Genomic DNA, 14,118 nt, shown 5'->3' on the forward strand with positions numbered 1-14,118 from the left:
AAGATTCTGTGGGGGCTCGGCTCCTTGCGGCACACCATCACCGGTTCGCATCGGTACCCTGCAGCGGTAGCGCCAAAACAGGGCAACAGACGCAACATGATAGTGCGCACGAAATTTATGTTAGGGATTATTTGTGACCAAGTGTTGATCCAGGCCAGCGAAATGGCTCGCCGGCTCATGAACTTTTTTTCAGAAAGCCGACAGGTATTCTTTGGCAGAATGCTGCGCAATAGCACCAACTTCCCAACACGGTACCGCCCATGAACCGCATCCTGACCATCGAAGACGACGCCGTGACCGCCCGTGAAATCGTTGCCGAGCTGACCCGCAACGGCCTGGATGTCGATTGGGTCGACAACGGCCGCGAAGGCCTGGAACGGGCGGTGAGCGGCGACTACGACCTGATCACCCTCGACCGCATGCTGCCCGAGCTCGACGGCCTGGTAATCGTCACCACGCTGCGCACCATGGGCGTGGCCACGCCGATCCTGATGATCAGCGCCCTCTCCGACGTGGACGAGCGGGTCCGCGGCCTGCGGGCCGGCGGCGACGATTACCTGACCAAGCCGTTCGCCACCGACGAAATGGCCGCCCGGGTCGAAGTGCTGCTGCGGCGCAACAATGGCGCCCGCGAACCGGAAACCGTGTTGCGGGTGGCTGACCTTGAGTTGAACCTGATCAGCCGCGAAGCCAGCCGCAACGGGCAACTGCTCAGCCTGCTGCCCACCGAATACAAGTTGCTGGAGTTCCTGATGCGCAACAGCGGACAGATCCTCTCGCGCATGATGATTTTCGAGGAAGTCTGGGGCTATCACTTCGACCCCGGCACCAACCTGATCGACGTCCACATCGGCCGCCTGCGCAAGAAAATCGATCCGCCGGGCCTGGAACCGCTGATTCGCACGGTACGGGGTTCCGGCTATGTCATTGCTGAACCCCGCTAAAGGCTGGCGCTCCTCCAGCAGCCGCCTGCTGGCGCTGTACAGTTCGCTGTTCGTGATCTGGAGCGCGATCCTGATGGGGGTCATGTATTACGAAGTGTTCGGCTACCTCGACAGCCTGGCCAAGCACTCCCTGATGCAACGCCAGCACCTGTTCGCCCGGATCCATGGCGATCAACTGGAAGATGCGCTCATGGCCAGCCTGACGCTGGACGAGCGCGGCGTTGACGCCTACGGCTTGTTCGATCCACTACTGCGGCATTTGAGCGGGCCGATCGTGCGGATCCCGGCGGACCTGCCGCTGGACGGCAAGATCCACATGCTCGGCGGTTGCGTCGATTCCGACGACCCGAGCGTGCCTTCCGACAGTTGTGACGCGGTGGCGACCCGGACCCAAGACGGCCGCTGGCTGGTACTGGCGCGGGACAATGGTTCGCTGTTCGCCGTGACCCGCATCATCTTGCACGCGCTGTTCTGGGGGGTATCGCTGACGATCCTGCCGGGGATCGCCGGCTGGCATCTGCTGCGTCGCCGACCGTTGCAGCGGATTCGCAAACTGCAGGCCAGCGCCGAAGCCATCGTCGCCGGCGACCTGACCCACCGCCTGCCGCTGTCGAGCCGGCGTGATGAATTGGACATGCTGGCGGCGATCGTCAATGCCATGCTCGAGCGCATCGAACGCTTGATGAATGAGGTCAAGGGCGTGTGCGATAACATCGCCCATGACCTGCGCACCCCTTTGACGCGTCTGCGCGCCCAACTTTATCGCATCCAGCAGCAAGCGCCGGACGGCTCGCCCGAGGCCTTGCAAATGGACCAGGTGATCGGCGAAACCGACACCCTGATGGCACGGTTTCGTGGCTTGTTGCGGATTTCCGAGCTGGAAGACCAGCAACGGCGCTCGGGCTTCGTGCGCCTCGACCCGTTGCAGTTATTGCAGGAGTTGCATGACTTTTACCTGCCGCTGGCCGAGGAAGGCGAACTGACCTTCATCCTGGAGGCGCCTGATGCCCTGCCCCTGCTCAACGGCGACCGGGCATTGCTGTTCGAAGCCGTGTCGAACCTGCTGAGCAACTCCATCAAGTTCACCCCGCCGGGAGGCACGGTGATACTGCGCGGGGTCGATCAGGGCGACAGCACGCGCATCGAAGTGCTCGACTCAGGCCCGGGCATTCCCGATGCGGAGCGCAAGGCCGTGTTCCGCCGCTTCTACCGTGCCGAGGGCAGCAGCCAGCACGGCGGATTCGGCCTGGGCCTGTCGATCGTCGCGGCGATCGTCAATCTGCATGGGTTCACACTGGAGGTGGGCAGCAGCGAATACGGCGGCGCACAGTTGGTGCTCGATTGCCGGGGGACGTTGTTGTAGCCATGGGACTGGAACAGCACCTGTGGCGAGAGTGCTCGCTCCCGCCAGGAACTGCGCAAAAGCTGCGCAAAAGCTGTGCAGGAGCTGTGTAGGAACTGCGCAGAAGCTGTGTAGGAGCTGCGTAGGAGCTGTCGAGTGCAACGAGGCTGCGATCTTTCCCCAGACACTTGAATCTCAAGCGAAAGATCAAGATCAAGATCAAGATCAAAAGATCGCAGGCTTCGCCAGCTCCTACAGAAGATGGTCACTGCGATGCAGCGGGATGTTTTCCAGCTCATAGCGCAGCTCGTCGATCAACTTTGCGATGCTCTCTTCCGACCGGACGCTGTCGACACTCATGCCACTCACCACCAGGTCTACTTCACCGCTTTCACGATGATACAAGCGCACGGTGAGGGTCCCGTCGCCATTGAGGCTGCATTCGCAAGCCAGCGGCGTAAAGCTTTCTTCGAGGCGGGCGCGCAAGGGGGCCAGATGGGTCATGCGATGCACCTCAGCCGCGGGGGCGCAAATGAACGGTGGACAGTGCCGGCCTCCTGGTTCGTATAGACATCCTGTCGCTCTCATACTGAGTTCGTTCTCTGCACATTGTGGCGTATTCCTTGACTGTTTCGTGGGGACGCGACATCACGGACGATGTCGCACACTGACAGCCTAAGGAACCGCCTCTCCCTGCAAAACCCGAATTTGCACCAGCACGCCCGGTGCATTTGCACTGGCTATCATGGTGCCTTCATGCGCCATTCATTAGCGAACAATCCCCGCTCCCGCGCCCAGACAATCGCCTCGCTGCGGCTATGGACATCGAGTTTCGAATACAGCGTAGCCACGTGATTGCGCACGGTGTTGGGCGCCAGCTTCAGGCGCGCGGCGATTTCCTTGTCTGCCAGGCCTTCGCAAATCAGCCCCAGCACGTCCCGCTCCCGGGCCGTCAGCTCGGTGAATGACACACTCGGCACCTGAGCGTTGATGCTCTTCACGTTGGCCAGTTTTTCAATCAGGGTCCGACTGAACCAGGAAGCGTCTTTCATCACTTCCTCAATAGCCGCCACCAACTCCAGCTCCGAACGTTTGCGCTCGGTGATGTTCATCAGCACCAGCAGGTAGCAAGGCTTGTCCTGGATGAGCACCGTATCGGCGGCCACCTCACAGTCGATGAGTTCGCCGCCCTTCTTGTGCACCTTGACGTCGATGCTTGAAACAGCGGCAGCCTTTTCCAGCCGGGCAAACAGCGCGGCGCTGGCATCCTTGTCGAGAAAGCCGACTTCCTCCACGGTCTTGCCCAACAGCTCTTCGCTGGCGTAACCGGAGGTCTGGAGAAACGCCTCGTTGACTTCCAACAACTGTTGTTCGGCGCTGCACACCAGGGTCGGTACGGGCGAGAGGCGGAACGACTTGGCAAAGCGCTCCTCGCTCTGGCGCAGCGCCGTTTCTGCCTTGCGTCGCGGCTCCATGTCCATGAAGGAAAACAGCATGCAGTCTTCGTCGTGCAGGTCCAGCGGCTGGCCGGCGACGATCACCTGTTTGCCGGTGCCGTCGGGCAATTTCAACTCGGCCTGCATTTGCGGAATGGTCGCGCCCTGCCCCAGGCGCTCGATGGCCAAATCGCGTTTTTCGGCGGCCTCAAGCACATCAAGCTCATACACCGAACGCCCGATCACCTGCTCGCGGCTGTAGCCGGTCATCTCCAGGAACCCCGGATTGACCTTGATGTAACGCAGGTCGCTGAGGCGACAGATCACCGCCGGGGCCGGGTTGGCGCCGAAGGTTTTCTCGAAGCGCTGCTCGGCGCTGGCCCATTCGGTGGCATCGCTTAAGATCAGCACGAGAAGCTCCGGCTCGCTGTTGCGGTCGGCCAGCACCATGCTGCGGATCCGATGCACCCAGGTGCGATCCGGGTCGGCCTGGGGCGTGACTTCCACCAGCACATCACTGAACTCATCGCCACGGGCAACCCGGGCGATGGGATAGTTGTCTTCGCTCAACGGGTGATTGTTGCGATAACGCAAATTGAAACGCCGGGCGTATTGCCGGGCCGTGGTGCCCAGCTCACGGAGGTCGTCGACCCCGTGCATCGCCAAGGCCGCTGCGTTGGCCCAGGCAATGGTCTGGTCGACCTCGATCAACATCACCCCGTCGGACAGCCCGGCAATGATCTGCAGCAATTGACGACGGTTGGTATCGGTGGTCGGGACTTGCTGATTCATTGGGTCTCCATGTGGTCGCAAGTGCATGGAGATTACGACCACCCGCAGTGACGACACGTTCCCGTAGGAGTTGCATAGAAGCTGCGCAGGAGCTGTGTAGGAGCTGTCGAGTGCAACGAGGCTGCGATCTTTCCCCTAACACTTGAATCCCAAGCAAAAGATCAAGATCAAAAGATCGCAGGCTTCGCCAGCTCCTACGGAAATCGGCATGCGCTGAAATATTGCGCAATTGCTTTTTCAATCGTCCTTCGTCGCAACGACTAATTTTCGATGATCTACATATTTTCCTTTGGAGATCACGCAATGCCCACCGCAGCACATGGATGTCGTTTGCGTAAAGGTCGAGTAAATGAACCCGACCGAATCTATCTGCTGACTGCCGTGGTGTACCAGCGCCAACCTGTTTTTAGCGATTGGCGACTGGGCCGGCTGCTCGTCGATCAGTTGCGCTGTGCCGAAGAAGTCTCAATGGTGACCTCCCTCGCCTGGGTAGTGATGCCGGATCATGTGCATTGGCTGGCACAATTGCATAGCGGCAGTCTGGCCGAGCTGATGAGCCGCATCAAATCCCGCAGCAGCCGAGCGGTCAATCTTGCCCGTTGCCAGCAAGGCCGATTGTGGCAGCGAGGCTACTATGATCGTGCGCTACGCAAGGATGAGGATCTGAAGGACGCTGCACGGTACATCATCAGCAATCCGTTGCGTGCCGGATTGGTGATGCGCGTGGGTGACTATCCCCTGTGGGATGCCATTTGGATTTGATGAGCAAAAAGATCGCAGGCTTCGCCAGCTCCTACATATCGACGCGTTCCCTGTAGGAGCTATGTAGGAGCTGTGTAGGAGCTGTGTGGAGCTGTGTAGGAGCTGTCGAGTGCAACGAGGCTGCGATCTTTCCCCAGACACTTGAATCTCAAGCGAAAGATCAAAAGATCGCAGGCTTCGCCAGCTCCTACATAGGCGTTCCCCCGTGGGAGCTACGATCTTTTAGCCTTCAAGCCGCCATGCGCCCCTCGGCAATCGCTTGTGAGGCGGCCAGCATCGCTCGCAGCAGCACCGCGCAGCCGGCGGCGAGGTCGTCCGGGGCGGCGTTTTCGATTTCGTTGTGGCTGATGCCGCCTTCGCAGGGCACGAAGATCATGCCGGCCGGGCCCAGTTCGGCGAGGAAGATCGCGTCATGGCCCGCGCCGCTGACGATGTCCAGATGGGACAGGCCCAGCCCCTGGGCCGCGCTGCGTACGGCGTCGACGCAGCCCTTGTCGAAATACAGCGGCGGGAAGTCGGCCGTGGGTTTCAACTCGAAGGTCAGGCCGTGCTGCCGACAGGTGTCTTCGATGACCTGCTTGACCTCGGCAATCATCGAATCCAGACGCGCCGGCTCCAGGTGACGAAAGTCCAGGGTCATGCGCACTTCGCCGGGGATGACATTGCGCGACCCCGGATAGGCTTGCAGGCAACCCACCGTGCCGCAGGCATGGGGTTGATGACCCAGGGCGGCGCGGTTGACAGCACCGACGATGATCGACGCGCCCACCAGGGCATCCTTGCGCAGGTGCATCGGGGTCGGGCCGGCGTGGGCTTCGACGCCGCGCAACGTCAGGTCGAACCACTTCTGCCCCAGCGCGCCCATCACCACGCCGATGGTCTTGCCTTCGTCTTCGAGGATCGGCCCCTGTTCGATGTGTGCCTCGAAATACGCCCCCACCGGATGCCCACTGACCGGACGCGAACCCGCATAGCCAATGGCATCGAGCGCCTGGCCCACGCTGATGCCTTCGGCGTCGACCTTGGCGAGGGTTTCTTCGAGGGTGAATTTTTCGGCGAACACGCCGGAGCCCATCATGCACGGGGCGAAACGCGAGCCCTCTTCGTTGGTCCAGACCACCACTTCCAGCGGTGCCTCGGTTTCGATGTTCAGGTCATTGAGGGTGCGCAGCACCTCCAGCCCGGAGAGCACGCCAAAGCAGCCGTCGAACTTGCCGCCGGTGGGCTGGGTGTCGATGTGGCTGCCGGTCATCACCGGCGGCAGGTTCGGATTGCGCCCCGGGCGACGGGCGAAGATATTGCCCACCGCATCGATGCTGACGGTGCAGCCCGCCGCCTGGGTCCATTGCACGAACAGGTCGCGGGCCTGCCGGTCAAGGTCGGTCAGGGCCAGCCGGCACACCCCACCCTTGACCGTGGCACCGAGCTGGGCCAGGTCCATGAGCGATTGCCACAGGCGATCGCGGTTGATGTGCTGATGGGTGGATTGCAGAACGTCGATGGCTGCGTTCATGGGGATCTCCATTTTTTCAGGCATGTTTTTGGTGTGCTTGAGGCCGCTATCGCGAGCAAGCTCGCTCCCACAGGGGATCTGCTCTGCACACAGATTTTGCATCCACCCAAATCCAGTGTGGGAGCGAGCTTGCTCGCGATGAGGCCGTCCTTCACACCGCTGTTTTGGCAACGGACGGGCTCGCTCGCAGACTGCACAACCCGTAATAAATCACCCCGCCCAGCGCCGAGCCGGTGAACCAGCCGTAGCTGTAGAACCAACTGAACGCATCGCTGCCCAGGGACAGCAGCGTCAGCACCACCGGCACGCCAAAGGCGATGAAGCCGTTCCAGTTCCACGCCGGGTAGACGTCGTCGCGGTACAGCCCGGCCAGGTCCAGTTGCTGTTTCTTGATCAGGAAATAATCCACCACCATGATCCCGGCAATCGGCCCCAGCAGGCTCGAATAACCCAGCAGCCAGTTGGAGTAGACCGACTCAAGGCTGACCTCGGAGACGATCAGGCCAAGTTTCTTCAACAGTTCGTGGGCCATCAGCGCCAACCCCACCAGCCCGGTGAGCATCACCGCCTTGGTGCGGCCGATCAGTTTCGGCGCCAGGTTCTGGAAGTCGTTGGTGGGCGAGACGATGTTGGCGGCGGTGTTGGTCGAGAGCGTGGCGACAATGATCAGTACCATCGCCAGGGCCACCCACACAGGGCTCTGGATGTGCCCGATCAAGCTCACCGGGTCGGAGACGGTCACCCCCACCAGTTTTTCCGAGGCCGCGGTCATGACCACACCGAGGGAGGCGAACAGGAACATGGTCAATGGCAGGCCGATGACCTGCCCCACGATCTGGTCTTTCTGGCTCTTGGCATAACGGCTGAAGTCAGGAATGTTCAACGACAGGGTGGCCCAGAAACCGACCATGGCCGTCAGCCCGGCCAGGAAATAGCTGGTCACGCCAGCCCCTTCGGGACGCTTGGCCGGGACCGCCATCAGTTCAGTCATCGAAACGTTGGGCAATGCCCATAGCAACAGCCCCGCGCCCACCAGCACCAACAGTGGCGCAGACAAGGTTTCCAGCCACTTGATCGACTCGGCGCCGCGCAACACCACCCACAGGTTGATGACCCAGAACAGCATGAAGCCGATCACTTCGCCGGTGCCACCCAGGCTCTTCCAGCCTTCGAACACCGAGCCGAGAAGCAGGTGGATCGCCAGTCCGCCGAACATCGTCTGGATGCCGAACCAGCCACAAGCCACCAGGGCGCGAATCAGGCACGGCACGTTGGAGCCAATCACGCCGAAGGATGAGCGCAACAGCACCGGAAACGGAATGCCGTACTTGGTCCCGGCAAAGGCATTGAGGGTCAGGGGGATCAGCACGATGATGTTGGCAAACAGAATCGCCAGCAGCGCCTCGCCCACCGTCAAGCCGAAATAGGCAGTGAGCACACCGCCCAAGGTGTAGGTCGGCACGCAGATCGCCATGCCCACCCACAATGCGGTGATGTGCCATTTGTTCCAGGTTCGCTCGTGCACCTGGGTCGGCGCAATGTCGTGGTTATAACGGGGGCTGTCGAGGACGTCGCTGCCGGCTTCAAGCTCGAACAACCCGTCGCGCTCAGTCACTGTTGATCTGGTCATGTCCGCTCCACTGTTTTCATTATTTTTGCTCATCGACTGGCGATGGCCGGAGTACTTGCACGCGTGCTACCGACCACCTCGCCAGACTACGACGGCACTCAATAACCGTGCCGAATAACGCGCCGAGCTGACCAGACGATCGATATAACCTTCTCAAACATTTGATATTTAAAGATTTAAAGCCAATTAACCGCCCTGCTTCACTTTGTCCTCATCGACTTGAGGCTAGATGACCTGCACGTCCTGTCGAGTTCGAGATTCAAAGTGGTGCACCCCGAATCAAGGCGAGGTGTCTGGACCGCACTTCAAGCGCTTTCAAGCCGCTGATTTACCATGACAAATCTCGCTCAAATAATGATCCTGTCAAGTGCGTCAAAATGGTGAGCAGGCTCACCATTTTGGTGATTTTCAGATTTAATCGTTTAATTTCAATAATTTAATTAACGCATAAGCTTATAAAAAATAATCTTGCTCATTTCAATAACTCCAGCTAGCGTCTAATCCTGACAGTCGTGACAAGAATACAAATCTGCACGACGTTGTCACTTAACAACCAAAAACATAAAGAACCGGCAACAGTCGGTCATGCCTGCGAGGAACTCGGAATGTCTCTATTGATCCGTGGTGCCACCGTTATTACCCATGATGAAAGTTATCGCGCCGATGTGTTGTGTGCCGACGGCGTGATCAAGGCCATTGGTGAAAACCTGGATGTTCCGGCTGGCGTCGAAGTGCTCGATGGCAGCGGCCAATACTTGATGCCCGGCGGCATCGACCCTCATACGCATATGCAGTTGCCGTTCATGGGCACGGTCGCCAGTGAAGACTTCTTCAGCGGCACGGCGGCGGGCCTGGCCGGGGGCACTACATCGATCATCGACTTCGTGATTCCCAACCCCCAGCAATCGCTGATGGAAGCCTTTCACCAATGGCGTGGCTGGGCCGAGAAAAGCGCCAGTGACTACGGTTTTCACGTGGCAATCACCTGGTGGAGCGAGCAAGTCCGTGAAGACATGGCCGAGCTGGTCACCCATCACGGCGTGAACAGCTTCAAGCACTTCATGGCCTACAAGAACGCAATCATGGCCGCCGACGACACCTTGGTGGCGAGCTTCGAGCGTTGCCTGGAACTGGGTGCGGTGCCCACCGTGCACGCCGAGAACGGCGAACTGGTCTATCACCTGCAACGCAAGCTGCTGGCCCAGGGCATCACCGGGCCCGAAGCCCATCCGTTGTCCCGGCCCTCGCAAGTGGAAGGCGAAGCTGCGAGCCGCGCCATCCGCATCGCCGAAACCCTGGGCACGCCGCTGTACCTGGTGCACGTGTCCACCAAGGAAGCCCTGGACGAAATCACCTACGCCCGCAGCAAGGGCCAGCCGGTCTACGGTGAAGTACTGGCCGGGCACCTGCTGCTGGACGACAGCGTCTATCGCGATCCGGACTGGCAGACCGCCGCCGGTTACGTGATGAGCCCGCCCTTCCGCCCGCGCGGGCATCAAGAGGCGCTCTGGCATGGCTTGCAGTCCGGCAACCTGCACACCACCGCCACTGACCACTGCTGCTTCTGCGCCGAACAGAAAGCCGCCGGCCGCGACGACTTCAGCAAGATCCCCAACGGCACCGCCGGTATCGAAGACCGCATGGCGGTGCTCTGGGACGAGGGGGTCAACAGCGGCAAACTGTCGATGCAGGACTTCGTCGCCCTCACCTCCACCAACACCGCAAAGATCTTCAACCTCTACCCACGCAAGGGGGCGATCCGCGTCGGCGCCGATGCCGACCTGGTGCTATGGGATCCGCAAGGCAGCCGCACGATTTCCGCCAAGACCCACCACCAGCAAGTGGACTTCAACATCTTCGAAGGCAAGACCGTGCGCGGCGTGCCCAGCCACACCATCAGCCAGGGTCGGCTGGTCTGGGCCGACGGCGACCTGCGGGCCGAACGCGGCGCCGGGCGCTACATCGAACGGCCGGCGTATCCGGCGGTGTTCGATTTGCTGAGCAAGCGGGCTGAGTTGCACAGGCCTGTTGCCATCAAGCGATAAGCGAACGCCGTGCGTAGGAGCTGCCGAAGGCTGCGATCTTTTGATCTTGATCTGGCGGTTTTTCACTCAAGACTCAATTGTCCGGGTAAAAGATCGCAGCCTTCGGCAGCTCCTACAGGGTTCCTGCGCAAAAACCACTGCCCACCAGAGGCAGCACCTCAAACACCGTGAGGCCCATTCCATGATCCAGCCCTTGAGTCACCTCCCCCATTCCCTGGAAGACCCGGCCACCCTCGCCGATCGCTTCAGCGACCTGGCGCCGCCGCTCAACGCGCGCCAGGCCCACTTGGAAGCGTCCCGCTGCCTGTACTGCTATGACGCGCCGTGTGTGAACGCCTGTCCGAGCGAGATCGACATTCCTTCGTTCATTCGCAACATCCACCAGGACAATGTCCAAGGCGCGGCGCAGACGATTCTTTCGGCCAACATCCTCGGTGGCAGTTGCGCCCGGGTCTGCCCCACCGAGGTCCTTTGCCAGCAAGCCTGCGTGCGCAACAACGCCCATGAATGCGCGCCCGTGTTGATCGGCTCGTTGCAGCGCTACGCCGTAGACAACGCCCACTTCAGCGAACACCCCTTCCCGCGTGCCGCCGCCACCGGCAAGCGCATCGCCGTGGTCGGGGCCGGGCCGGCGGGGTTGTCGTGTGCACATCGCAGCGCCATGCATGGCCATGAGGTGGTGATGTTCGAAGCCCGGGAGAAAGCCGGCGGCCTCAACGAATACGGCATCGCCAAGTACAAACTGGTGGACGATTACGCCCAACGTGAACTGGACTTCCTGCTGGAGATCGGCGGCATCGAAATCCGCCACGGTCAGAAACTCGGCGAGAACCTGAGCCTGAGCGACCTGCACCAGCAGTTCGACGCGGTGTTCCTCGGCCTCGGCCTGGCCGCCAGCAAACAACTGGGCCTGAGTGACGAACAAGCGCCAGGGCTGTTGGCCGCCACCGACTACATCCGCGAACTGCGCCAGGCCGACGACCTCAGCCAGTTGCCCCTGGCCGACCGCTGCATCGTCCTCGGCGCCGGCAACACCGCCATCGACATGGCCGTGCAAATGGCTCGCCTCGGTGCCCGGGACGTCAGCCTGGTCTACCGTCGCGGCCTTGAAGACATGGGGGCCACCTTGCACGAGCAAGACATCGCCAAGGCCAATCAGGTGCGCCTGCTGACCTGGGCCCAGCCACAACAGGTGTTGCTCGATGACGGCGGGCATGTGCGCGGCATGCGCTTCTCCCGCACGCATCTGGAGAACGGCCGGCTGGTCATCGGCACCGACACCTTCGACCTGCCCGCCGACGCCATTTTCAAAGCCATCGGCCAGGCCTTCGACGACAACGCACTGTTGGACCCGCTGGCCCGGGAACTCAAGCGCCAGGACGGACGGATTTTGGTGGACGAACACCTGCGCACCAGCATTCCCGGTGTCTACGCCGGCGGTGACTGCACCAGCCTGGACCAGGACCTCACGGTGCAGGCCGTGCAGCATGGCAAGCTCGCCGCCGAGGCGATCAACGCTCAACTGATGCTCAACGTGGAGGCTGCGTAAATGGCCGATCTGTCGATTGTCTTCGCCGGCATCAAAGCGCCCAATCCGTTCTGGCTGGCCTCCGCGCCGCCCACCGACAAAGCCTACAACGTGGTCCGCGCCTTCGAAGCTGGCTGGGGTGGCGTGGTCTGGAAAACCCTCGGAGAGGATCCGGCGGCGGTGAACGTGTCCTCGCGTTATTCGGCCCACTACGGTGCCAATCGCGAAGTGCTGGGCATCAATAACATCGAGCTGATCACCGACCGTTCGCTGGAGATCAACCTGCGGGAAATCACCCAGGTGAAAAAGGACTGGCCGGACCGGGCGTTGATCGTGTCGCTGATGGTGCCCTGCGTCGAAGAGTCCTGGAAACGCATCCTGCCCTTGGTGGAGGCTACCGGCGCCGACGGCATCGAGCTGAACTTCGGTTGCCCCCACGGCATGCCGGAACGGGGCATGGGCGCGGCGGTCGGCCAAGTGCCGGAGTACGTCGAGCAAGTGACCCGCTGGTGCAAGACCTATTGTTCGCTGCCAGTGATCGTCAAGCTCACGCCGAACATCACCGACATCCGCGTCGCCGCCCGAGCGGCCCATCGCGGCGGCGCGGATGCGGTGTCGTTGATCAATACCATCAACTCCATCACCAGCGTCGACCTGGACCGCATGGTCGCCCTGCCCAGCGTTGGCAGCCAAAGCACCCACGGTGGTTACTGCGGCTCGGCGGTCAAGCCCATCGCGCTGAACATGGTCGCCGAAATCGCCCGCGACCCGCAGACCCAAGGCCTGCCGATCTGCGGCATCGGCGGCATCGGCAGTTGGCGCGACGCCGCCGAATTCATCGCCCTGGGCAGCGGCGCGGTGCAGGTCTGCACGGCGGCGATGCTGCATGGTTTTCGCATCGTCGAAGAGATGAAGGACGGCCTGTCGCGCTGGATGGACAGCCAGGGCCACGCCAACCTGCAAGCGTTCTCCGGGCGCGCGGTGGGCAACACCACCGACTGGAAGTACCTGGACATCAACTACCAGGTCATCGCCAAGATCGACCAGGAGGCGTGCATCGGATGCGGGCGCTGCCACATCGCCTGCGAGGACACCTCACACCAGGCCATCGCCAGCCTCAAGCAGGCTGACGGCACCCATAAATATGAAGTGATCGATGAAGAGTGCGTGGGCTGCAACCTGTGCCAGATCACCTGCCCGGTGCAGGACTGCATCGAGATGGTGACGGTGGACACCGGCAAGCCGTTCCTGGATTGGAACCATGATCCGCGTAATCCCTACCATGTAGCGGTCTGAGGACTGAGGTGTCTGGACTGACGCCATCGCGAGCAGGCTCGCTCCCACACTGGGTCGTGTCGTTCACAGAGTTTGTGTACGCCAGAAATCCACTGTGGGAGCGAGCCTGCTCGCGATAGGGCCATCAGCCACACCACAAATTTCAGGGCTCCAACCCAATCCCCCGCAAAATCACACTGGTCACCGTCTGCACCGCCCGTTCGAACTGCATGTCCGACAGCGGCTGGTGGTCGTTGAGAATGTTGATCTGGTGGTCGAAGTCGGCGTAGTGCTGGGTCGAGGCCCAGATCATGTAGAGCAGGCTTGAAGGCTCCACCGGCAGGATGCGTTTGTCCTCCACCCATTGGCGGATTTTCGCTTCCTTCATCTTGGCCCAGTCGTAGAGGCTGGCGTCCAGGGCCTGGCCCAGCGTTGGGGCGCCGTGGATGATTTCGTTGGCCCAGACCTTCGAGCCGTAGGGCCGGCTGCGGGAGTGGTTCATCTTGGCGCGGATGTAGCTGCTGAGCACCACCCGTGGGTCGTCGAACATTTCGAAGCACAAGGCGTCCTGCTTCCAGACCTCCAGCAGGTCGAACAGCACGGCGCTGTACAGTTCGCTCTTGGTGCTGAAGTAATAATGCAGGTTGGAACGGGGCAATTGCACTTCGGCGGCAATGTCGGCCATGGCGGTGCTGCCGAAGCCTTTTTCGGCAAAGACCTTCTCGGCGGCCAACAGGATTTTCTCGACGTTACTGCGACGAATCTCGATCTTGTGATTGCCCATGAGGGCTCCCTGGCAACAGCGTTGGTCAAGACTAGCATTCACCCACTTCTGAAAACACTGGGGAGCC

General features: G+C 61.1%; 11 protein-coding genes. 6 read left to right on the forward strand and 5 right to left on the reverse strand.

Features of this window, described 5'->3' with window-relative positions; genetic code table 11:
* Positions 1-260 precede the first annotated feature (260 nt).
* Together AC09SL_RS08965 and AC09SL_RS08970 are read left to right on the forward strand one after the other, a co-directional pair.
* Positions 261-944, forward strand: coding sequence for a response regulator transcription factor (locus AC09SL_RS08965; RefSeq protein WP_039592999.1), 684 nt, complete (start codon positions 261-263; stop codon positions 942-944).
* Complete coding sequence (locus AC09SL_RS08970; RefSeq protein ID WP_058544480.1) at positions 922-2,307, forward strand: sensor histidine kinase; 1,386 nt, start codon at positions 922-924, stop codon at positions 2,305-2,307. Before AC09SL_RS08965 ends, AC09SL_RS08970 begins: the two co-directional genes overlap by 23 nt.
* A gap of 231 nt (positions 2,308-2,538) precedes the next feature.
* Here the strand turns inward: AC09SL_RS08970 and AC09SL_RS08975 are convergent, their stop codons facing one another.
* Together AC09SL_RS08975 and AC09SL_RS08980 are read right to left on the reverse strand one after the other, a co-directional pair.
* Positions 2,539-2,790 (reverse strand): DUF1652 domain-containing protein, encoded by a 252-nt coding sequence (locus tag AC09SL_RS08975; protein WP_058544479.1) that lies wholly within the window; start codon positions 2,788-2,790, stop codon positions 2,539-2,541.
* A gap of 239 nt (positions 2,791-3,029) precedes the next feature.
* Positions 3,030-4,514: a helix-turn-helix transcriptional regulator gene (locus AC09SL_RS08980; RefSeq protein WP_058544478.1), complete on the reverse strand. Its 1,485-nt coding sequence runs from the start codon at positions 4,512-4,514 to the stop codon at positions 3,030-3,032.
* A gap of 303 nt (positions 4,515-4,817) precedes the next feature.
* Here AC09SL_RS08980 and AC09SL_RS08985 point away from each other — a divergent pair, with 303 nt between their 5' ends.
* Entirely contained in the window at positions 4,818-5,276 is a 459-nt protein-coding gene (locus tag AC09SL_RS08985) for an REP-associated tyrosine transposase (protein ID WP_058544477.1), read from the forward strand.
* 229 nt (positions 5,277-5,505) lie between these two features.
* Here the strand turns inward: AC09SL_RS08985 and AC09SL_RS08990 are convergent, their stop codons facing one another.
* Together AC09SL_RS08990 and AC09SL_RS08995 are read right to left on the reverse strand one after the other, a co-directional pair.
* Complete coding sequence (locus tag AC09SL_RS08990; protein ID WP_058544476.1) at positions 5,506-6,789, reverse strand: Zn-dependent hydrolase; 1,284 nt, start codon at positions 6,787-6,789, stop codon at positions 5,506-5,508.
* Between the two features lie 151 nt (positions 6,790-6,940).
* On the reverse strand, positions 6,941-8,419 hold the full coding sequence (locus tag AC09SL_RS08995) for an NCS1 family nucleobase:cation symporter-1 (protein ID WP_058544475.1): 1,479 nt from the start codon (positions 8,417-8,419) through the stop codon (positions 6,941-6,943).
* Positions 8,420-9,024: 605 nt separating this feature from the next.
* On the opposite strand from AC09SL_RS08995, the gene hydA reads away from it, so the two are divergent.
* From hydA to preA, 3 genes are all read left to right on the forward strand, one after another.
* Positions 9,025-10,464 (forward strand): dihydropyrimidinase, encoded by a 1,440-nt coding sequence (gene hydA, locus AC09SL_RS09000; RefSeq protein WP_058544474.1) that lies wholly within the window; start codon positions 9,025-9,027, stop codon positions 10,462-10,464.
* A gap of 181 nt (positions 10,465-10,645) precedes the next feature.
* On the forward strand, positions 10,646-12,013 hold the full coding sequence (locus tag AC09SL_RS09005; protein WP_058544473.1) for an NAD(P)-dependent oxidoreductase: 1,368 nt from the start codon (positions 10,646-10,648) through the stop codon (positions 12,011-12,013).
* The gene (preA, locus tag AC09SL_RS09010) at positions 12,014-13,288 is read left to right on the forward strand and encodes an NAD-dependent dihydropyrimidine dehydrogenase subunit PreA (RefSeq protein ID WP_058544472.1); all 1,275 of its coding nucleotides are present in this window, start codon (positions 12,014-12,016) and stop codon (positions 13,286-13,288) included. It begins immediately after the preceding gene.
* A gap of 142 nt (positions 13,289-13,430) precedes the next feature.
* Here the strand turns inward: preA and AC09SL_RS09015 are convergent, their stop codons facing one another.
* On the reverse strand, positions 13,431-14,051 hold the full coding sequence (locus tag AC09SL_RS09015) for a TetR/AcrR family transcriptional regulator (RefSeq protein WP_003202912.1): 621 nt from the start codon (positions 14,049-14,051) through the stop codon (positions 13,431-13,433).
* Positions 14,052-14,118 lie beyond the last annotated feature (67 nt).

The organism is Pseudomonas sp. PF05 (assembly GCF_056521845.1).